The organism is Acidovorax facilis, from assembly GCF_023913775.1.
Classification (GTDB): Bacteria; Pseudomonadota; Gammaproteobacteria; order Burkholderiales; family Burkholderiaceae_C; genus Acidovorax; species Acidovorax facilis.
This window is the reverse complement of the sequence record NZ_JAMXAX010000011.1, coordinates 25,982-47,884: the sequence shown is the minus strand read 5'-3', so window position 1 is coordinate 47,884 and position 21,903 is coordinate 25,982. Positions and strand designations below refer to the sequence as shown.

Sequence of the window (21,903 nt, the reverse complement as noted above, 5' to 3'; positions counted from 1 at the left end):
GGGGTGATCGCGGTGACAGCGGGGTGTTGCAACGACTTCATTGCAGACCTCCGCGCTGGCGCGCCTGGCTGGATGGGCGGGCGCCAGCCAGCAGGGGCTGCGCAGCTGCGGCCGCCAGCAGCACGCCAATGAGCCACAGGAACCAAGGCTGATTGACAGGAATGGGGTTGGCCACGCCAGGCGTGCCGGGGCCGCCAGGGGTGCCGGGCCCGCCTGGTGCGTTGGCCCGCACCACAAAGGTGGCGGTGGCCGTTGCCAGGCTCACATCTACGTCATAGGCCTTGGCCTGGCTTGTGGGCGGCGTGGTTGCGGCCTTGAGGTTGTTGCCGCTGCCGATGAGTACGGCCTCTACCGTGTAGGTGCCCTCCATCGCCGTCTTGAGCGTTTGTTGGGTGTCTGTGGACCGAAGGCCGTTGGCCTGCAACTGGCCCAGCACGTGGACGTGGGTGTAGACCACAGCGTTCTGCGGGTTGCGCACGGTGATGCGTACACGTGCGTTGTCCACCGGCGCATTCACCGTGAGGTTGCGGGCCAGGTTGCTAATGCGCACGCGGTCGTTGGGTGCGTATTCGGCCCTGTCCACTGCCACGGTCAGTGCGGCCTTGCCAGCGCCTTGCGCGGCGTCGGCAATGATGGTGAACAGGGTGCTGCCCACATCCACCACCTCACTCTGGGCGTTCAGGAGCGTGGCAACCAGCGTGTAGGTACCAGCGGGGTAGCGCGCGGTATTCCAGGGCTGTGCATGGGGCACCGTTGCGCCCGCAGCCACTGCACCCAGGTCGTGCGCCGCAAATCGGGCAACCTCCACCCCAGTGGCGTCGTTGATGCGCAGCACCAGCGACAACGCTGCTGGTGTCGTGCCAAGGTTGAGCACTGAGGCTCCCAACTCTACTGCTGCGTCTGCAGGGTATGAAGGCTTGTCGGTGCTGGCACTGACACGCGCCACGATATCGTCGGGTGATGCACCCGCCGAGTACTTGGCACCGATGATGGTCAGATAGCTGTCGTCCTGGCTGAAACCTGCGATGGTGGCCAGAAACGGCTTGGCTGCCTTGATGCGCCCGGGGCCGGTGGGGATCGCGACATGGCCCACGCTGTAGCCACTGGTACCCAAGGGCGTGAAGCCCGAAACGTTCACCGCAACACCGTTGAGCTGGAGGGTGTTCAGCGCAGAGGTCGGAATCGCTACGTTCAGGTAGTTTTCTTTGTAAGGCGACAGATTGGTCGGCGCCGTGAAAACGTAGTCAGAGAGGGTCTGGTCGATGCCGCCCACATAAGTGAATGCGGGGTCACCCAGCACCCCTCCGGTGGTGATCGTGGACCCCTTCAGGAACTGCCCCACCAGCACGGGCGCAGAGGCAACGATGTGGAGGCTCTCTGCATCAGTCACCTGATGAAACTCCCCAGCGTTGAGAGTGGCCACCAGGGCTCCATTCACCCGCACTTGGGTAGCAGCGGTGTTGGCCACAATGCGGACAAGGTTGCCCGCAGCGCCCGTGTTGGCAGTTTTGGGCGCCACGTATTCCGCAGACCAGTATTTCACCGGTGGCAACTGGGTGAACAAATGGTCACAGTACCCGGCGTTGACAGGCACGTTGGCGCATTGCCCTCCTGCGAAGACGGCCACGGGTTTGTTGGTCTGTATGTGGGTGCCCGTGATTTCATTACCGGAGTAGGCGGTGTAAATCACAGACTGGCCTTTTTGCAGGGTCACGTCAAAAGGCACATTGGCAGGTTGACCCGTCGTTAGGCTGCTGGCTGGCGTGATGGTGGCTATCGTGCCGTCCTCCACCGCCGTCAGCGAAAACTGGATCACGCTGTAAGCGTAGTTCCAATCGACGATGCGGTACTCCTGCCCCAAAGCCGTGGCATCAAGCAGATACGACATGTCCGTGGTGTACATCTCGCGGTTCAAGAAATACGCGCTGACACCTTTGCTGGCATACACCTGCAAGGCTTTGTCCACCACCTTGCCCGCTTCGTGCAGAAACTGGTCGTTGGGCACCATGAGTTCTGCCACGCCACTGGCGCCGATGACAAAGCTGTAGTTGATTGCGCCGTCGTTACTCAGAACCTGGCCTGTGGTGCCCTGTTCACCAAAGATGAAGAGATAACCCACAGGTCCCGCCGAAGTCGTCGGATAGTTTGGATGCCCCACTGCCACAGCGCGCAGCGTGTTGTTGGCATCCAGGCCCAAATCTGGCCTCAGCGGCAGGTTGATGACGGTGCTCGTGGCTATGTCAAACCCACTACTGCTGCCTTGATAGCCTGGAGCGTTTGCGGCCAGGTTCCAGCGGCCTGGGGTGATGTTGGCAAACTCATATCGACCATCGGCGCCTGATGTGGTCTCCAGCAAGCTGACGCCAGCCAGAACCACCTTGGCCCCGGCCAGCGGGCGTTGGCTCTGGGCATCCAGCACCACTCCGTGGATACGGTCCTGTCCTAGCACCTTCGGTGTGAGTTCCACTGGCAGCACATAGCGTGTGCCCGCAACCAGATCCACGGCAAAAGCCACGTTGTCATAGCCTTGCGCAGACACCTGCACCTGCGTGGCTCCCGCATTCAAGCCGGAAATTTCCGCCACACCTTGCGCATTGGTCTGGACTACATGCGGGTTGCTGCCCGAAAGGGTGAGCGTTGCACCCGCAATGGGCTGGAGGGTGGCTTTATCCGCAACGGTGGCCTGGACAGAAATGGGTTGCTGAGGATCGACGCTGGGATGCAATGGCACGTCAAACTGGTGCGTACCGTTTTGCACCAGCGTGATGGCTTGCTCGAACCGCTGATAGCCCGTCTTCTGCATGGACACGGTGCGCGAGCCAGCGATGTCCGGCACACCGCCAATGGAGTAGCGCCCGGTAGCATCTGTGGTGGCTGTGCGGCCTGTTCCATCCACGGCCACAGTGACACCTTGCAGGGGCAGCCGTGTGGCGGCATCCGACACGATGCCTTGCAGCAGCGTTTGACTGGGGGGCGTGCTTTGCGCTGTCAACGTCACAGGCAGCGTGATGGTGTGATGGCCTTGCACGTTCATGGTGAGGATGCGGGTATCAAACCCACTGGCAGACACCGTGACGGTGTTGTCGCCCGCTATCACACCAGCATCAAAAGCGGCTTCGCCTTTGGCATTGGTGTTGCGAACCAAGCCATTGAGTGACACGCTGGCCATGGCAATCGCTGCGCCTGTTCCCTGGCTGGTGACAACCACCTTCAGCGTGCTTTGCGCCGTGCTGCGACGGAAGACAGGGTCGAAACGGACCTGTTGCCCCGCCACGCCACTGAAACTGACTTCCACAGCTTGATAGGACGAATAACTTGCCTTGATGTCCACCGCACCTGGCGCAACACCCTCCAGGAGGTACTCCCCACTGGCGTTGGTCTGCGTGGTCCAGTTGCCGACCGAAATGGTGGCGTTCGTAGCGTTTTGGTAACTCACCCCGTCATTGGTGAACTTGGCAACACCTGCAATGGTGACTGTGCTCCCGTTGCCCACGGTGAGCGCCTTGAGGCGGATGGTGCCCAGATCCAGCTGCTGGCCCTTGAGCAACCCGAGGTCTGCAGAGAGCGAAAGGAAGCCGGTAGCATCAACAGCCAACTTGTGGGTTCCAGCCGCCAATTGCAGAAACTCGAAACGCCCCTGGGCATCAGTGATGCTGGATAGGGCGCTGCTGGTCAGACGCACTTGCACCCCCGCCAATGGCAGGCCCGTAGCGTCACTGACCAAAGCCCCTCGGAGACTGGCCAAGTCAGGGTCCGTCACAGGCTGGCTTGCAGCCACGGAAGCGCGCAGGGCCAGGGCTGTGGTGTAAAGGTCTGCATCCCAGCTTCCGTCAGGGCGCTGAGATGCTCGCAGCGCGTCCACAGCAACCTGCACGGTGGCAGCGTTGGTCATGCCGGGCAGCACCGCGATCAGCGCATGTGCACTGCGCACAGAACTGCCCCAGGCGGTCGCACCGTTGCGCTCGGCCAGCATCCAGGAGCGGGCTTTGCTGAGTGCCGAGGCGACGGCAGAAGTCTGTCGGTAAGGCTGAAGCGCCTGAATCGCCAGTGCTGTGGGGATGAGGGCATCGCCATCAGGCGCCAGGCTCCATTGCCCACCCGATTGCTGCGCGCCAAGGAGCCAAGTCACAGCCTGGCCCGCCTGGCCACCATAGACGCTCGCCGAAGCAGTCAGTGCCGACAGCGCCCATGCAGTGTCTTGCGCATTGCTGGCGTAGCCTTTCGCAGCACCAAACCCGCCGTCGGGGTTCTGGTGGAGCACCAGCGCAGCCAGATGGGCGGTCGAAACAGCGGACAACTGCTTGGCCAGGGCCTTCCTGGCCAATACCTCCACAGTGTTATCGCTTGCGGACTCGATAGCATCCAGCAACTGCGGCGCAACCGACCCTGCCAGCGCTTTGAGTGTTGTGGCTGTTTCAGACCGGCTTTGCAAGGGCCATGCTATGGATGTCCCCTCCTGAGCAAGGCTGCCATTGGCCTGAACTTGGGCCTGCAGCCACGACACGCCAGCAGCGTCGCTGGCCCACACAGAACAAGAAAACAAAAAGACAAAAGCACAGCACAACCACTGCGAAAACGCAGTGGTTGCGCGGCTGGCAGCCGCGACACGCATGGAGACCCTCTCTCGTTTTATCTGTGCACCGTGCGCAGGGAGTCGAAATTGGGTTGGTCTGTGGCCACCGCAGATTTCTTGCGCGAACGATGAGCGATGCCTCTACTCGATAGGCAAAGGCAAGCGGATCATAGTTACCGATTTGTTTTATAAATGTGTGGAAATGTGATGTTTGTTGCAGAGCACAAAAGCACGACCAGTCTGCATACCGACGTGCTTCACAAACCGCCTGGGAGCGCTTGCTCCGCCACCCGCCCCCAGATTCAGCGGCCCTAAACCTGCTCACGCAGAGAGGCCGAAAGCCATAAGCACATAGCCAACGATTCGATGACTTGGCGCGCCGCTGGTGCCAGAATGGCCCGCGCTGTCGAACCAGCAAGCTCATTGAGCGAACACTGCCCCCGATGTACCCCTCCCTTCCAACCAACGAAAGAGACAGCACCCATGCAAATCGAAACCCTGGCCGTCCACGCTGGCTACAGCCCCGACCCCACCACCAAGGCCGTGGCCGTGCCCATCTACCAGACAGTGGCCTACGCGTTTGACAGCGCCCAGCACGGCGCGGACCTGTTCGACCTGAAGGTGCCGGGCAACATCTACACCCGCATCATGAACCCCACCACCGACGTGCTCGAAAAGCGCGTCGCAGCGCTCGAAGGCGGCATTGCCGCGCTGGCCGTGGCCTCGGGCATGGCAGCCATCACCTATGCCATCCAGACCATTGCCGAGGCGGGCGACAACATCGTGTCGGCCAGCACGCTCTACGGCGGAACCTACAACCTGTTTGCCCACACGCTGCCGCAGCAAGGCATCACCACGCGCTTTGCCGACCCGCGTGACCCGGCCAGCTTTGCGCAGCACATCGACGCGCGCACCAAGGCCATCTTCATCGAGTCCATCGGCAACCCGCTGGGCAACGTGACCGACATCGCCGCGCTGGCCAAGGTGGCGCACGACCACGGCGTGCCGCTGATCGTGGACAACACGGTGCCCAGCCCCTACCTGCTGCGCCCCATCGAGCATGGCGCCGACATCGTGGTGCACTCGCTCACCAAGTACCTGGGCGGCCACGGCAACAGCGTGGGCGGCGCGATTGTGGACAGCGGCAAGTTCCCGTGGGCCGAGCACAAGGCCCGCTTCCCGCGCCTGAACGAGCCCGATGTGAGCTACCACGGCGTGGTCTACACCGAGGCCCTGGGCCCGGCTGCCTTTATCGGCCGGGCGCGCGTGGTGCCGCTGCGCAATACCGGCGCGGCGCTGGCGCCGCTCAATGCCTTCCTGATCCTGCAAGGCATCGAAACCCTGGCGCTGCGCATGGACCGCATCTGCGACAACACGCTGGCCATTGCCAAGTACCTGCAAAGCCATCCCAAGGTGGAATGGGTGCGCTACGCCGGTCTGCCCGACCACCCGGACCACGCGCTGGTGCAGCGCCAGTCAGGCGGCAAGGCCTCGGGCATTTTGAGCTTTGGCGTGAAGAACAGCGACGCCGACCCACGTGCGGCCGGTGCACGTTTTCTGGATGCGCTGCAACTCTTCACACGCCTGGTCAACATCGGCGATGCGAAGTCCCTCGCCACGCACCCCGCATCAACCACCCACCGCCAGCTCAACCCCGAGGAGCTGGCCAAGGCCGGCGTGAGCGAGGGCATGGTGCGCTTGTCGGTGGGCATCGAGCACATCAACGACCTGCAGGCCGACCTGGCCCAGGCGCTCGACAAGGTGTGAACTGCGAGTGGCCATGCCCTGAAGGCGCGTGGCCACTCAAAATTTCAAGTGTTTTTAGCCTCCAGCGCTTGATTGGTAAGCGCTATTAGCTATTATTTCAATAGCAAATCAACCCACAGTGGCACTGCTTGGCGCCCTGATTCACCGGCCCACGCTGACCAGTGGTGCAGCGCCGCCGCCCATCAGCACCGTGTTGCCCTGCTTGCTGGCAATGGCCAGGGCGGTGTCGCGCTGGATCTCGGCCAGCCGGATTTCCTTGAGCGCGGGCGTGAGCGATGCGCTGATGATCTGGTTGGCCCGTGCCTCGCCTTCGGCCTGCACGATCAGGCGCTCTGCCTCGGCCTTGGCCAGGTCGATCTCCTTGCGCTTTTTCTCGATCGCCTGGTCCGTCTCGGCACGCTGGCGGATGGCGGATTCGATGGCCTTGTCCGTCAGCATGTTGCGAACATTCACGGCGGTGACAGTGAAAGCGCCTTTGTCCGTGGCGTCCAGCTCGGCCTGCAAGGTGGTGCGCACGCTTTCTGCCAGCTCGGCGCGCTTGGTGTGCATGGTGGTCGCATCCATCTGCGCAATGGCCTTGTAGATGGCTTCACGGGCTTCGCGTTGCACGCGGCTGTAGGCCACCAGCAGGTCCGCCGTGCCGTCTTTGACCACTTGTCTGTGCTGCACCACATCGCCCTGGTATTTGACGAACAGCGTAGGGATGGAGGCCGGCGTGGTCTTGAAATAGATGTCGATGTCCACGTCCTGCATGGTCAGGTTGTCACGGCTCTTGGGGGTGAGGTTCTCCAGCGAAAAGCTCACCTCTTTAGCCGTGAATTCATCCACCGTCTTGAACAGCGTGAAGTAAAGCCCCGGCGGCAGGGCCTCCTGCCCCACCTTGCCCAGCGTGCGCTCCACACCCACATTGCCGGTATCGATCTGGCTGCACGCGCCCAGCGCAACACTCAGGCACAACAGGGACAAGGTACGCAAAGCGGTCATGGGAGTCTCACGGATCAAAAGGGGATTGGTAGGCAAGGCGCGCCGTGGCTGCGCCGGCAGGGCGAGCGAGCGCGATTGTAGGAGAGCCCTACCCCACCAAAAAAGTGTGGTTCGCCGGTGCCTACGGCAGTCTTCGGGACGGCAGAGCCCGGTATCAACCCAGGTCGCGTGCCAGCCGGATGCCCGTGAACTGCCAGCGCGCGGTGGCCGGGAAGAAGTTGCGGTAGGTCAGCCGCGCATGCCCCGGTGGCGTAGCGCAGGACGAGCCCCGCAGCACGTACTGATTCACCATGAACTTGCCGTTGTATTCGCCCACGGCACCTGCCGCCACCCGAAAGCCGGGATACGGGGCGTAGCTCGACTGTGTCCATTGCCAGGCGACGCCAAAGAGCTGCGCCACGGGGTCGGCACCCTGCGCGGCCGCGTGCTCCCATTCGGCCTCGGTGGGCAGGCGGGCTCCCGCCCAGCGCGCGTAGGCATCGGCTTCGTAGTACGACAGATGCACCACCGTTTGGTCGCCCTCCAGCGGCTGCAGGCCGGCCAACGTGAAGCAGTACCACTCGCCTTCCACGCGGTGCCAATACAGCGGGTGATTCAGACCCTGTGCTGCCCGCCAATCCCAACCTTCCGCCAGCCAGAGCATGGGGTTCTGGTAGCCCCCGCCCTCCACAAAGGCCGCAAATTCAGCCTGGGTAACAAGGCGCGAGGCCAGTGCGTAAGGGTGCAGGTACGTGCGATGGCGTGGGCCTTCGTTGTCAAACGCAAAGCCTTCGCCTTTATGGCCGATTTCGATGAGCCCTCCGTCGAAAGAATGCCACGTCAAAGTTGCAGCCACGGGCGGTGGCACCACATCGCAAGCCGCCGCATAGACAGGGAACAGCGGGTTGCACGACAGCAGGTGCAGGATGTCGGTAAGCATCAGCTCCTGATGCTGCTGCTCATGCTGCAGGCCCAGTTCGATCAATGCGCACAAAGCGGCACCGTGCGCCACGGTAGACAACAGGCGCGCCATGCGGGCATCCACGTCGGCCCGGTAGGCCAGCACTTCATGGAGCGCGGGGCGCGTAAGCAGCCCCCTCTGCGGGCGCGGGTGCTTGGCCCCCACACCGTTGTAGTAAGAGTTGAAAAGCACTCGGAACGCGGGCGCAAACGGCGCAAACCCGGGCTCGTGTGCTTCGAGCACGAAGGTTTCAAAAAACCAGGTGGTGTGCGCCAGGTGCCATTTGGTGGGGCTGGCGTCCGGCATGGACTGCGCGCTGCAGTCCTCGGGCGACAGGGGCGCCGCCAGTGCCACCGAGCGGCCGCGCACGGCGGTGTAGCGGGACTGCAGTGTGTTGGATGCCATGGTCATTGCAGCCACTGATCAGGGACGCGCGTGCACCACCGCAAACCAGCCGCGCTCGTCCGTCCACGCCTGGGCCTGTGCAAAACCAGCGCGGGCCAGCATGTCGGTGAACACGGGCAAGGGGTATTTGTAGCTGTTCTCGGTGTGAATGCGCTCGCCCTGCTCAAACCTGCGGCCGCCGCCGGGCCAGCACACCTCGGTATCGGATGTCGCCTCCAGGTGCATTTCAATGCGCGACGCCTCGGGGTTAAAGAACGCACGGTGCTGCCACTGCCCCACATCGAAGTCGCTGCCGATCAGGCGGTTCACGTGGCGCAGCACGTTGCGATTGAACTCGGCCGTCACGCCCGCCGCATCGTCGTAGGCCGCCTCCAGCACGGCCACGTCCTTGGGCAGATCGATGCCGATGAGCAGGCCGCCATCGTCATCCACAAGCTCGCGCATGTGGCCCAGCAGCTCCAGGGCGTGCGGAGGATCGAAGTTGCCGATGGAAGATCCCGGGTAGAACACCAGCCGGCCGGTGCGGGGAATGTCGTCCGGCAGTGCCACCCCCAGGGTCATGTCACCCGCCAGTGCGCGGGCATCCAGTGCGGGGAAGTCGTCGCGCAGCCCCTGCACCGCCTGTTCCAGAAAATCCGCTGAAATGTCCACACCCACAAAACACGCCGGCTGCACCAGGCGGCACAGGGTGCGGGCCTTCTGGCAATTGCCTGCGCCCAGTTCGATGAGGGTACGCCCCGGGCCCACCGTGCCTGCAATGCTGTCCGCGTGCGTCTGCATCAGGGCCATCTCGGTGCGCGTGGGGTAGTACTCCGGCAGGCGCGTGATGGCCTCAAACAGCTGCGAGCCGTGCTGGTCGTAAAAATACTTGGGGGAGATGCGTGCGGGCCGCTGGGTCAGCCCGTGCGTGATGTCGGAGTAGCGAGGCAGGAGCATGGGTCAGTGAGACGTTCGGTGCGGCAGCGCCGCCGGGTGGTCAAAAAGCAGAGGCACCTGGGGCGCACGCACCGCGGCAGGCCCCACACGCTCCCTCACGCCATTGTGCGTCGCCTCGCCTGCAACTGTGTGTAGGCCATTTCCGCACCCCGAAAAAAAAGGGCTGGCGCAGGCGCCAGCCCTTTTAACCTTGGAGAACTCTTGCTGCCAGGAATGCAGGGCCAGCCTTGACCCCAGCCTCCCTCGTATGGTGTTGCACGCTATCCGGCACTTAAAACCGCGTCTTTTCGGCCAGGGCTGCGTTGCAAATCCTCGCGATACCTACTGGTATCGCTGTGGTTTGCGCCTTGCCCTGACCAAAAATCCATCGGTTTTAATGTGCCGTCCAGCCTGCAACACCACACTAGAAGCGCCAGCCCAGACCCACGCCCACCAGAACGGGGTCCACCTTGAAGGTGCCCAGCTTGGCACCGCCCGCGCTCACGTCGGTCTTGATGTAGACCTTCTTCACGTCGAAATTCAGGTACAGGTTCTTGGACAGCGGAATGTCCACACCGGCTTGCAAGGCGGGGCCAAAGCTGTTGCGGTCAATGTCCACACCAGCGGGCAGGTGCACGCCGGAGAAGCGCGTGTAGTTCAGGCCCGCACCCACGTAGGGCTTAAAGCCGGCTACGTCAAAGTGGTATTGCACAGTGAGCGTGGGAGGCAGGTGCTTGAGCGTGCCAATGGCAGCGCCGCCCGCACGCAGGGTGTGCTTCTGGGGGACGGTGAGGATCAGCTCGGCGGCGATGTTCTTGTTGAAGAAGTAGGTGATGTCTACTTCAGGGATGGTCTTGTCGTTGACCGTCAGGCCCAGCGGCGTGCTGTCCTTGTTGGCGCTGTCAAGGTTGACAACGCGCGCGCGGACCATCCAGGGGCCTTCTGCTTGTTGCGCCAGCGCAGCGCCAGAAGACAGAACACACAGAGCGGCTACAGCCAGCAGAGTTTTTTTCATGGTGATTTCGCATCGGTTGGACGGGGACGACCCCCGTGCATGTATTGAACCGCTGCATCCACCCGCCAACCTTGCCCTATCTCAAGACCTCCGTACTAACCCTTAGACCTAGATCAAGGCATACCCATTCTCACGCTGTGGACTTGCCGCGCAGGCGCTGCACCAGCGTGACACCGGCCAGCACCAGCCCCCCGGCCACGATGCCCACCACCGCGTTGAGCAGGTTCTCCACCACCACCTTCCACAACCCGCCCGTCGGCCATTGGCCTGCTGCGGCAGCTGCGCCCTCCACAGCATGGTGCAGCACCGGAACGCCATGCACCAGGATGCCACCGCCCACCAAAAACATCGCCGCCGTGCCAGCAATAGACAGGCCCTTCATGAGCCAGGGAGCAGCGCGCAGGATGCCTGCCCCCACGGCACGGGCCGCGCTGCTGGCCTTGTTGTTGAGCCACAGGCCCAGGTCATCGAGCTTGACGATGCCCGCCACCAGGCCATACACACCGATGGTCATGATGACCGCAATGCCCGACAGCACGGTCAACTGCTGAACAAAAGGCGCAGAGGCCACGGTGCCCAGCGTGATCGCAATGATTTCGGCCGAGAGGATGAAGTCGGTGCGCACCGCGCCCTTGATCTTGTCCTTCTCAAAGGCCACCAGGTCCACCGCCGGGTTCGCATTGGCCTTGGCATGGCTTTCGTGCTCGGCCTCATCCTGGTGCTGGGCATGCAGCAGCTTGTGAGCCACTTTTTCAAAGCCCTCAAAACACAAAAATGCGCCCCCCACCATCAACAAAGGCGTGACCGCCCAGGGAGCAAACGCGCTGATCAGCAGCGCTGCAGGCACCAGGATGACCTTGTTGATCATCGAGCCCTTGGCCACGGCCCAGACCACGGGGATTTCGCGCTCGGCCCGCACCCCGGTGACCTGCTGGGCATTGAGTGCCAGGTCATCCCCCAGCACACCCGCCGTCTTCTGGGCGGCCACCTTGGTCATGACCGACACGTCATCGGCCATGGCAGCGCTCTTCTTGGCCGCCACCTTGGTCATGAGGGCCACGTCGTCGAGGATGGTGGCGATATCGTCCAACAGGGCAAGCAGGCTGCCAGTGGCCATGGGGAATCCTTGAAATAAGTCTGTACAAAATCGGCGGGCATGCCGCCATGCGTGCGCCGGACTATAGCAACGCCCAGGCCAACGGCGCCGCGCGGCACAGACCCCTCGATCTGGGCGGCCCTTGCACGACCTGTTTCCCACTGGTGGGCCGCCCCTTGCTCCGCACAGCGATGGATGGCGCGAATGCCGCCCCGCACAAAGCGCATACTCGCGCCCTCACCCATCACCTCTGGGGTCCTGGAGCATGTGCTCTTATTCGGGCTTCATGCCCAAGCCATGCCCGGCTACCTCACCAAACACGAAGACATCGCCATCACTGGCGCAGCCGACCTGATCATTCGATCATTGCTCGACAAGCAACAGTTCTCTGATCCACTGGGAGCCGCCGAGGCGCTTGGCATATCGTCGGCCGCGTGGCCCCTGTTCGGCCTGCTTTGGCCATCGGGGGCACAGTTGGCACAACGCATGGCCAGCCGCCCTTTGCTGACCGGCGAGCGCGTGCTGGAGATTGGCTGTGGCCTGGGCCTGGCAAGCCTGGTGTGCCACCGGCGCGGCATGGATGTGACCGCCAGCGACTGCCACCCGCTGGCACCAACGTTTCTGCTGGAAAACCTGCGGCTCAACGGCCTGCCGCCCCTCAAATACCGCACGGGCCAGTGGGGCGCGGACGCCGCCGCGGGAACAGGCGCGGTACAAGGTCAGTTCGATCTCATCATGGGCAGCGATGTGCTGTATGAACGCGACGCCCGCGCCTCGCTGGCCAGGTTTCTGGACCGCCACGCCGGCCAAGGCGCGCAGATCTGGATCGTGGACCCGAACCGGGGCAACCGCCCTACCTTCCACAAACAGATGGCAGTGCACCGGTTTGAGGTGGTGGAGGAGCGCCTCGACCACCCGGCCCTGGAAGACCGCCCGGCCTACAAGGGCCGCCTGCTGATCTACCAACGCAAGATGGAATAAGCCCCTGAGCCGCCGGGAGCACCCTCACCCGAGGGGGGCCCAGGCCCTCGTTGCGGAGCAGCCCTTGGCTTGCCGCCTTTCACCCGCACCGCCCACCTTCCTCAAGGGTTGGCTCCACGAAAAAAGGCCGACCCCATGAGGGGCCAGCCTTTTGGCAACAACCGCCGCAGCGGTGCAGATGATCAGCGCCGGATCAGCCTACCCACTTGCGCGCGTTGCGCCAAATGCGCATCCAGCCGCTGTACTGCGCCTTGTCTTCACTCGTCCAGCTCATCTGCACGTTGCGGAACACGCGCTCGGGGTGCGGCATCATGGCCGTGAAGCGGCCGTCGGCCGTGGTCACCGCCGTCAGGCCGCCTGCGCTGCCGTTGGGGTTGAAGGGGTACTGCTCCGTCGCGTGCCCGTGGTTGTCCACGTAGCGCATGGCGGCAATGGCCTTGTCGGCGTTGCCCCGGTACTTGAAGTTGGCATAACCCTCGCCATGCGCCACCGCAATCGGCAGTCGGCTGCCGGCCATGCCCTGCAGGAACAGGCTGGGTGATTCGAGCACTTCCACCAGCGAAAGGCGGGCTTCGAAACGCTCGCTCTGGTTGGTGGTGAAGCGTGGCCAGTCCTGCGCGCCGGGGATGATGTCGGCCAGCTCGGCAAACATCTGACAGCCGTTGCAAACACCCAGGCCAAACGTATCGGGGCGGCCAAAGAAGCCCTGGAACTGCGCGGCCAGCACGGGGTTGAAGGTGATGGACCGCGCCCAGCCGATGCCCGCGCCCAAGGTGTCGCCGTAGCTGAAGCCGCCGCAGGCCACCACGCCCTTGAAGTCTTCGAGCTTGACGCGGCCAGTCTGCAGGTCGGTCATGTGCACGTCATAGGCCTCAAAGCCTGCTTCCGTGAACGTGTAGGCCATCTCGATGTGCGAGTTCACACCCTGCTCGCGCAGGATGGCGACCTTGGGTTTGGCGAGGTTCAGGTACGGCGCCGCCACGTTGTCAGTGGCGTCGAACGTGAGGTGCACGTGCATGCCGGGGTCGGTGGGCTCGCCCGCTGCGGCGTGTTCGGCATCGGCATTGGCGGGGTTGTCGCGCTGCTGGCAAATCTTCCAGCTCACCGCGTCCCACACCTGGTGCAGGTCGGCCAGCGGCGCACTGAATACGGCCTTGGCATCGCGCCAGACCTGCAGCTCGCCCTTGCCTGCGTCGATCTCGGACGATGCAGGACGCGTTTTGCCGACGAAGTGGCTGAACTTGGACAGGCCATGCTCGCGCAGGATCTGCATCACGTCGTTGCGCTCGGCCGTGCGCACCTGCAGCAACACACCCAGTTCCTCGTTGAACAGGGCTTTCAGCGTGAGCTCTTCGCGGCGAGCCCCCACCTGGCCTGCCCAGTTCTTGGCATCGCCCGTGTCCATGCGGCTGTCGCTGATGCCGTCGCCTTCAGTGACCAGCAAGTCCACGTTCAGCGCCACGCCCACATGGCCCGCAAAGGCCATTTCGGCGGCGGCCGCCAGCAGCCCACCGTCGCTGCGGTCGTGGTACGCCAGGATCTGGCCCTTGGCGCGCAGTGCGTTCACTGCGTTGACGAGGTTGACCAAGTCTTTCGGGTCGTCCACATCGGGCACCACATCGCCGCTTTGCTCCAGCGTCTGGCCCAGGATGCTGCCGCCCATGCGGTTCTGGCCCTTGCCAAGGTCGATCAGCACCAGCGTGGTGTCGGTCTCGGTGGCGTTGAGCTGGGGCGTGAGCGTGCCGCGCACGTCGGCAAGCGAGGCAAATGCGCTCACGATCAGGCTGACGGGCGAGGTAACTTTCTTCTTCTCAGAACCTTCGCTCCACTGCGTGCGCATGGACAGGCTGTCCTTGCCCACGGGGATGCTGATGCCCAGCGCAGGGCACAGCTCCATGCCCACGGCCTTCACGGTTTCGTACAGCGCGGCATCTTCGCCGGGCTCGCCACACGCGGCCATCCAGTTGGCCGACAGCTTCACGCGCGGCAGCTCGATGGGCGCGGCCAGCAGGTTGGTGATGGCCTCGGCCACGGCCATGCGGCCTGAAGCCGGCGCGTTGATGGCGGCCAGCGGCGTGCGCTCGCCCATGCTCATGGCCTCGCCCGCAAAGCCCTTGTAGTCGGCCAGGGTCACGGCGCAATCGGCCACGGGCACCTGCCAGGGGCCGACCATCTGGTCGCGGTGGCTGAGGCCACCCACGGTGCGGTCGCCAATGGTGATGAGGAAGCGCTTGGAGGCTACCGTGGGGTGGGCCAGCACGTCGATCACGGCTTTTTGCAGCGGCACGCCGGTCAGGGCCATGGGTGCGAATTCGCGCACCACCGTCTTCACATCGCGGTGCATCTTGGGCGGCTTGCCCAGCAGCACGTTCATGGGCATGTCCACGGGCAGCTTCTGGTCGTCGGCCGTGGCAGCAGGGTCGTGCAGCACCAGCTGGCGCTCTTCGGTGGCCGTGCCGATCACGGCAAACGGGCAGCGCTCGCGCTCGCAGAAGGCCTTGAACTGTTCCAGCGACTCGGGCGCGATGGCCAGCACGTAGCGCTCTTGCGATTCGTTGCTCCAGATTTCCTTGGGCGCCATGCCCGACTCTTCGAGCTGCACGGCACGCAGGTCAAAGCGCGCGCCACGGCCTGCGTCGTTGGTCAGCTCGGGAAAGGCATTCGAGAGGCCGCCTGCACCCACGTCGTGGATGGCGAGGATCGGGTTGGCCGCGCCCTGCGCCCAGCAGTGGTTGATGACTTCTTGCGCACGGCGCTCGATCTCGGGGTTGCCGCGCTGCACCGAGTCAAAGTCCAGCTCGGCCGCGTTGGTGCCCGTGGCCATGGAGCTGGCGGCGCTGCCGCCCATGCCGATGCGCATGCCGGGGCCGCCCAGCTGGATCAGCAGCGAACCGGCGGGAAACTCAATCTTCTTCGTCAGCTCGGCATCGATCACGCCCACACCGCCCGCGATCATGATGGGCTTGTGGTAGCCGCGCTGCACGCCGCCGACTTCTTGCTCGTACTCACGGAAGTAGCCGTTCAGGTTGGGCCGGCCGAATTCATTGTTGAACGCCGCGCCGCCCAGGGGGCCTTCAACCATGATCTGCAACGGGCTGGCAATGTGCTCGGGCTTGCCCACTGTGCTGCCCCAGAGCTTGGACACCGTGAAGCCCGTGAGGCCCGCCTTGGGCTTGGAGCCCCGGCCTGTGGCGCCTTCGTCGCGGATCTCGCCGCCTGCGCCGGTCGATGCGCCGGGGAAGGGCGAGATGGCCGTGGGGTGGTTGTGGGTTTCCACCTTCATCAGGACATGCTGGGTAACACTACTCTTTTGATAGCTATTGGCGCTTGATGGATCAGCGCCAGATCCCATTTTTGCCACAAACCGCTCGACCTGGTGGCCTTCCATCACCGAAGCGTTGTCCGAATACGCGATCACCGTGTGCTGGGGCGCCAGCTGGTGCGTGTTGCGGATCATGCCGAACAGGCTCTTGTCCTGCGCCACGCCGTCGATGGTGAACTGCGCGTTGAAGATCTTGTGGCGGCAGTGTTCGCTGTTGGCCTGCGCGAACATCATCAGCTCCACGTCGGTGGGGTTGCGCGCGAGGCCCGTGAAGGCGGTCACGAGGTAGTCGATTTCATCATCGGCCAGGGCCAGGCCAAAGCGGGTGTTGGCGGCTTCGAGTGCAACGCGGCCGCCGGCCAGCACGTCCACATGCTCCATGGGCGCGGGCTGCAGTTCGGTGAACAGCGCGGCGGCGGCGCTGCGGTCGGCCACCACCGATTCGGTCATGCGGTCGTGCAGCAAGGCGGCCACCTGGCCCAGCTGCTCGGCCGTCAGCTCAGGGGTTTTGCCCAGCAGACCGGATTTGAGGCTGATGCGGTATTCGGTGATGCGCTCGACCCGGCGGATGGCGATGCCGCAGTTGCGGGCGATGTCGGTGGCCTTGGAGGCCCAGGGCGACAGCGTGCCTTGGCGGGGCGTGACGATGAGCACGGCGCCGTCTTCGGGGCCCGCATAAGGGTCGCCGTAGGTCAACAGCGCGGCCAAACGTTCTTGCTCAGTGGGTGTAGGGGCCGCGTCGGTAGCGACCAGGTGCACAAAACGCGCTGCAATGCCGCTGATCTTGGGGTGGATCGCCTCCAGGGCGGGTTGAAGTTGCTGGGCGCGGAAGGAGCTGAGGGCGTTGCCGCCCGCCAGCGTGGTCATGTGCAAGGTCACGGTAGCGGCCTGTTGGGGGGTGTCAGGGGTAGAGGGTGGCTCCGGGCGCCAGCGTGCAGCCAGGACCGGAGCCCGCTATTTTACCGGGCATGGCCGCACCGCCTGCGTGGCGCGGGGGCCAATGGGATAATCCGGGGATGAGCATCACCATCAAAAGCGCTGAGGACATCGAGGGCATGCGCCTGGCCTGCCGTCTGGCCTCCGAAGTACTGGACTACATCGCCCCCCACATCAAGCCCGGCATCACCACCAAAGAGATCGACCGCCTGGGCGCCGAATGCATGGCCCAGCAGGGCACCATCTCGGCCACCGTGGGCTACCAGCCACCGGGTTATCCACCCTACCCGGCCTCGCTGTGCACCTCGGTCAACCATGTGGTGCGCCACGGCATCCCCAACGACAAGCCTTTGAAGAAGGGTGACATCGTCAATGTGGACGTGACTGTGATCACCAAGGACGGCTGGTATGGCGACAACAGCCGCATGTACCTGATCGGCGAATGCTCGATCGCCGCCAAGCGGCTGTCGGCCATCACGTTTGATGCCATGTGGCACGGCATCGTGCAGGTCAAGCCCGGCGCGCATCTGGGCGACATCGGCCACGCGATCCAGAAGTTTGCCGAAGGCCAGGGCTTTTCCATCGTGCGCGAGTTCTGCGGCCATGGCATTGGCAAAAAATTCCACGAAGAGCCCCAGGTGTTGCACTACGGCCGCCCCGGCACGCTCGAAGAACTGGTGCCCGGCATGGTGTTCACCATCGAGCCCATGATCAACGCTGGCCGCCGCGAGGTGAAGGACTTTGGCAACGACGGCTGGACCATCGTGACCAAGGACCACAGCCTGTCGGCCCAGTGGGAGCACACGGTGCTGGTTACCGAAACAGGCTATGAAGTCATGACGCTGTCGGCAGGCTCGCCGCCGCTCCCGGCGTTTGTGACCGCGACCAAGACCTGACCCGCTCGCCGGCCCCTGCCAGCCGGCTCGCACAACTCTTGCATGGTTTTTTGCATGGCCCTTCTTCAGCGCGACCTTCGACGACCATGACCAAAATCCATGCCCTGCCTGAAGTGCACGTCCTGCGGGACGCCTACCGCAGCGACAAAGCGGCGCTGCTGGCCGCCATGAAAGCGACGGGGGCCTCGACACGCGGCATCCGGGTGCTGCTGCGCAAGCTGTCCACCCTGGCAGGCAACCTGCTGCAAACGCTGTGGCAGCGCGCCGAACTGCCTGCCGACATGGCCCTGGTGGCGGTGGGCGGTTTCGGGCGCGACCAGCTCTTTCCCTATTCGGATGTGGATGTACTGCTGCTGATGCCCGATGGTGCGGCGCCCGAGGCGGGCAGCGCACTGCGCACCCAGCTCGAAGGTTTCATCGGCAGCTGCTGGGATGCGGGGCTGGAGATTGGCTCCAGCGTGCGCACGGTGACCGAATGCCTGGCCGAAAGTGCGGGCGATGTCACCGTGCAGACCTCCCTGCTTGAATCACGCCTCGTGTGCGGCAACGCAGCGCTGTTTGAAGACTTCCAGCGGCAGTACCGCGCGCAGATGAATCCCCAGGCGTTTCTGGTGGCCAAGACACTGGAGATGCGCCAGCGCCACAACAAGTACGAGAACACGCCCTATTCGCTGGAACCCAACTGCAAGGAGTCTCCTGGGGGGCTGCGCGACCTGCAGATGATCTTGTGGGTCTCCCAGGCCGCGGGGCTTGGCCGCAACTGGAAAGAGCTGGCCGCCAGCGGCATGGCCACCGCGTTCGAGGTGCGCCAGATTGAGCGCAACGAGGCGGTGCTGTGCCTCATCCGCGCCCGCCTGCATGCAGCGGCCGGGCGGCACGAAGACCGCCTGGTGTTCGACCTGCAGACCGCCGTGGCCGAGTCGTTTGGCTACCGCTCACAGGCGCCCGACGGATCGCGGCTGCCCATGCGCGCCAGCGAGAGCCTCATGCGGCGCTACTACTGGGCGGCCAAGGCTGTATCGCAGCTCAGCCAGATCCTGCTGCTGAACATCGAAGAGCGCCTGAATCCCTCGACGCACGAGCCGCGCCCCATCAACGAGCGCTTCTTCGAAAAGGCTGGGCTCATCGAGGTGGCCAGCGATGACCTTTACACGCGCGACCCACACGCCATCCTCGAAACCTTTTTGCTCTACCAGACCACGGTGGGCCTGAAAGATCTGTCAGCCCGCACCTTGCGTGCGCTGTACAACGCACGCGGCGTGATGGATGGCGCTTTCCGCCGCGACCCGGTCAACCGCGACAACTTCATGCGCATCCTGCAGCAGCCGTCGGGCATTACGCATGCCATGCGGCTGATGAACCAGACCTCGGTGCTGGGCCGCTACCTGTGGGCGTTTCGCGGCATCGTCGGGCAGATGCAGCACGACCTGTTCCACGTGTACACGGTGGACCAGCACATCCTGATGGTGCTGCGCAACGTGCGCCGCTTCTTCATGGCCGAGCACGCGCACGAGTACCCCTTTTGCTCGCAGCTGGCTGGCGGCTGGGACAAGCCGTGGATCCTGTACATCGCCGCACTCTTCCATGACATTGGCAAAGGCCGTGGGGGCGACCACTCGCAGATCGGTGCCGTGGAAGTGCGCCGCTTTTGCCGCCAACACGGCGTCGCCCGCGAGGACGCAAAACTCGTCGAATTCCTGGTCAGCGAACACCTGTCGATGAGCCGCATCGCCCAAAAGGAAGACCTGAGCGATCCCGACGTGATCGCCGCGTTCGCGCAGCGCGTAGGCAACGAACGCTATCTCACCGCGCTGTACCTGCTCACCGTAGCCGACATCCGTGGCACCAGTCCCAAGGTGTGGAATGCGTGGAAGGGCAAACTGCTGGAAGACCTGTACCGCGCCACGCTGCGCACCCTGGGCGGCCGGGCGCCCGACGCTGCCGCCGAAATCGAGGCCCGCAAGCGCGAGGCGCTGGTGCTGCTGGCCCTGAGCGCCCTGCCCTTCGAGGCACACAAGGCCCTGTGGGCCACACTGGACGTGAGCTACTTCATGCGGCACGAGGCTGCCGACATCGCCTGGCACACGCGCCACCTGTCGCGCCATGTCGGCACGGCAAAGCCTGTGGTGCGCGCGCGCCAGTCGCTGGCAGGCGACGGGCTGCAGGTGATGGTGTATGCGGCCGACCAGGCCGATCTGTTTGCGCGCATCTGCGGATATTTCGACCGCGCGGGGTTTTCCATCCTGGATGCCCGCGTGCACACCGCGAACAACGGCTATGCCCTCGACACCTTCCAGGTGGTGGCCTCATCGCAGCCGGGGCACTACCGGGAGCTGACGCACATGGTCGAAAGCGATCTGGTGCGTGTGATCGAGGCCGGTGGCCCGCTGCCCGAGCCCGCCCGCAAGCGGGTCTCGCGCCGGGTCAAGAGTTTTCCGGTGGCGCCGCGCGTCACCCTGCGACCCGACGAAAAGGCCCAGCGCTGGCTGCTGGCCATCTCGGCCAGCGACCGGGCGGGCCTGCTCTACCTGGTGGCCCGCATCCTGGCGCAGCACCACCTGAGCGTGCAACTGGCCAAGGTCAGCACCTTGGGGGAGCGGGTGGAAGACACCTTCCTGATCCAGGGCCCCGAGCTGCAGAACAACGCCCGCCAGATCGAGATCGAGACCGAGCTGCTGCGCGAACTGTCCGCGTGAGCCACGCTCGACAAAATGCTATCTTTTTAATAGCCACCAGAGCTTTACCAGAAAGCGCTAGCGGCCTTTTTTGACATATGGCACCTTGATCAGCTTCAGCAACCACGCGTACGAAGCCCTCACCCACAGCAAGATCTATCCCGGTGCGGGTACACCGGTGACAGATGTGCCTGTCAGGCGGAGGCATCAGTCGTCCTCGGTGGCGCTGATCTCCGGGAACAGCACTTCGGTAAAGCCGAACTGCGTGAAATCGCGCACCCGCATGGGGTAGAGCTTGCCGATGAGGTGGTCGCATTCGTGCTGCACCACCCGGGCATGAAACCCTTCCACCGTGCGGTCGATCGGGTCGCCATACGGATCAAACCCGGTATATCGAATGCGCGACCAGCGGGGCACCTTGCCGCGCAACCCTGGCACCGAGAGGCAACCTTCCCAGTCCTCATCCTCCTCATCACCAAGGGGCGTGATGACCGGGTTGAGCAAGACGGTGGGAGGGACCACGGGCCGGTCAGGGTAGCGTGGATTGCGCTCGCCAGACCCAAAAATCACGAGCTGCAGATCCACGCCAATCTGCGGCGCAGCAAGCCCCGCGCCATTGACAGACTGCATGGTCTCGAACATGTCGCGCACCAGAAGGTGAAGCGCATCGGTATCGAATTCAGTGACTGGCTGGGCAACACGCAGCAGGCGCGGATCGCCCATCTTCAGGATGGTGTGGATGGTCATCGAAGGTGCATTCAGGTCAAGAGAACAGCGGAGCATCCGCTGCTGAGGCAGCATAGCGCGTGCGCACGCCCCGGCGCTGCCGCCGGGGCATTCACAATAACGGACATGCCCCAGCCCCCCACCGAGTCCCACGAAGACGCCGCGCCGCCCCTGCGCACCCTGCCCTGGCCCGTGCGCTGGCTGCTGCTCGCATTTGCCGTGCTGTGCCTCGTCATGGGCATCATCGGTGTGATCGTCCCCGGGCTGCCGACCACGGTGTTCATCCTCATGGCGGCCTGGGCCGCTGCCCGCAGCTCGCCACGGCTTTACCGTTGGCTGTGGAACCACCGCTTGTTCGGCCCCCTGCTTCGCAACTGGGCCCAGGGCGGCAAGGTCAGCCGACGGGCCAAGTGGAGTGCCACACTGCTCATGGCGCTGAGCGGCATCGTGCTGTTCGCCACTGGCACCCGCCCGTGGGTGGTGGGTATCGCCATCACCTCCATGGTTTGCGTGGCAGCCTGGCTGTGGCACCGCCCCGAGCCCTGAAGCCCACCCTTCCCCTCACCGGAGTAGTGAAAGTTGGCCGTCATTCGCACACCTCGGCACGCGACCGCAACACCACGCAAGAACACGCCGTCAAACCTTCGGAGCCCCAATTTTTATGTATATAAT

Annotated in this window: 13 protein-coding genes; 5 read left to right on the top strand and 8 right to left on the bottom strand. The window is 64.0% G+C overall.

Features of this window, described 5'->3' with window-relative positions; translation table 11 throughout:
* Nucleotides 1-37: 37 nt before the first annotated feature.
* Nucleotides 38-4,333 carry a carboxypeptidase regulatory-like domain-containing protein gene (locus NFX52_RS06090; RefSeq protein WP_207401876.1) on the bottom strand — a complete coding sequence of 1,432 codons (4,296 nt, stop codon included), beginning with the start codon at nucleotides 4,331-4,333 and terminating at the stop codon, nucleotides 38-40.
* 723 nt (nucleotides 4,334-5,056) lie between these two features.
* Here NFX52_RS06090 and NFX52_RS06085 point away from each other — a divergent pair.
* Entirely contained in the window at nucleotides 5,057-6,340 is a 1,284-nt protein-coding gene (locus NFX52_RS06085; RefSeq protein WP_055393816.1) for an O-acetylhomoserine aminocarboxypropyltransferase/cysteine synthase family protein, read from the top strand.
* A 141-nt stretch (nucleotides 6,341-6,481) separates the two neighbouring features.
* On the opposite strand, the gene NFX52_RS06080 is transcribed toward NFX52_RS06085, so the two are convergent.
* The 5 genes from NFX52_RS06080 to NFX52_RS06060 all read right to left on the bottom strand — a co-directional run bounded on the left by NFX52_RS06080 (nucleotide 6,482) and on the right by NFX52_RS06060 (nucleotide 11,716).
* Nucleotides 6,482-7,324, bottom strand: coding sequence for an SPFH domain-containing protein (locus tag NFX52_RS06080; protein ID WP_055393814.1), 843 nt, complete (start codon nucleotides 7,322-7,324; stop codon nucleotides 6,482-6,484).
* A gap of 154 nt (nucleotides 7,325-7,478) precedes the next feature.
* On the bottom strand, nucleotides 7,479-8,675 hold the full coding sequence (egtB, locus tag NFX52_RS06075; protein WP_055393812.1) for an ergothioneine biosynthesis protein EgtB: 1,197 nt from the start codon (nucleotides 8,673-8,675) through the stop codon (nucleotides 7,479-7,481).
* Between the two features lie 12 nt (nucleotides 8,676-8,687).
* Nucleotides 8,688-9,605: an L-histidine N(alpha)-methyltransferase gene (gene egtD / locus NFX52_RS06070; protein WP_055393810.1), complete on the bottom strand. Its 918-nt coding sequence runs from the start codon at nucleotides 9,603-9,605 to the stop codon at nucleotides 8,688-8,690.
* A gap of 403 nt (nucleotides 9,606-10,008) precedes the next feature.
* Entirely contained in the window at nucleotides 10,009-10,599 is a 591-nt protein-coding gene (locus NFX52_RS06065) for an OmpW/AlkL family protein (protein WP_055393808.1), read from the bottom strand.
* Between the two features lie 130 nt (nucleotides 10,600-10,729).
* Nucleotides 10,730-11,716: a DUF808 domain-containing protein gene (locus NFX52_RS06060; RefSeq protein WP_055393806.1), complete on the bottom strand. Its 987-nt coding sequence runs from the start codon at nucleotides 11,714-11,716 to the stop codon at nucleotides 10,730-10,732.
* 276 nt (nucleotides 11,717-11,992) lie between these two features.
* Between NFX52_RS06060 and NFX52_RS06055 the strand changes: the two genes are divergently transcribed.
* Nucleotides 11,993-12,676 (top strand): class I SAM-dependent methyltransferase, encoded by a 684-nt coding sequence (locus NFX52_RS06055; RefSeq protein WP_055393804.1) that lies wholly within the window; start codon nucleotides 11,993-11,995, stop codon nucleotides 12,674-12,676.
* Nucleotides 12,677-12,869: 193 nt separating this feature from the next.
* Here the strand turns inward: NFX52_RS06055 and purL are convergent, their stop codons facing one another.
* Nucleotides 12,870-16,877, bottom strand: a complete 4,008-nt coding sequence (gene purL / locus NFX52_RS06050) for a phosphoribosylformylglycinamidine synthase (protein ID WP_055393801.1) — start codon at nucleotides 16,875-16,877, stop codon at nucleotides 12,870-12,872.
* Nucleotides 16,878-17,014: 137 nt separating this feature from the next.
* Between purL and map the strand changes: the two genes are divergently transcribed.
* Both map and NFX52_RS06040 read left to right on the top strand, forming a co-directional pair.
* A complete protein-coding gene (map, locus tag NFX52_RS06045; RefSeq protein ID WP_252635578.1) occupies nucleotides 17,015-17,830 on the top strand; it encodes a type I methionyl aminopeptidase in 816 nt (271 codons plus the stop codon).
* An 86-nt stretch (nucleotides 17,831-17,916) separates the two neighbouring features.
* Nucleotides 17,917-20,526: a [protein-PII] uridylyltransferase gene (locus NFX52_RS06040; RefSeq protein WP_055393797.1), complete on the top strand. Its 2,610-nt coding sequence runs from the start codon at nucleotides 17,917-17,919 to the stop codon at nucleotides 20,524-20,526.
* Nucleotides 20,527-20,712: 186 nt separating this feature from the next.
* Here the strand turns inward: NFX52_RS06040 and def are convergent, their stop codons facing one another.
* A complete protein-coding gene (gene def, locus NFX52_RS06035) occupies nucleotides 20,713-21,252 on the bottom strand; it encodes a peptide deformylase (protein ID WP_055393795.1) in 540 nt (179 codons plus the stop codon).
* A gap of 105 nt (nucleotides 21,253-21,357) precedes the next feature.
* Between def and NFX52_RS06030 the strand changes: the two genes are divergently transcribed.
* Nucleotides 21,358-21,777 carry a YbaN family protein gene (locus tag NFX52_RS06030; RefSeq protein WP_055393793.1) on the top strand — a complete coding sequence of 140 codons (420 nt, stop codon included), beginning with the start codon at nucleotides 21,358-21,360 and terminating at the stop codon, nucleotides 21,775-21,777.
* Nucleotides 21,778-21,903: the final 126 nt, after the last annotated feature.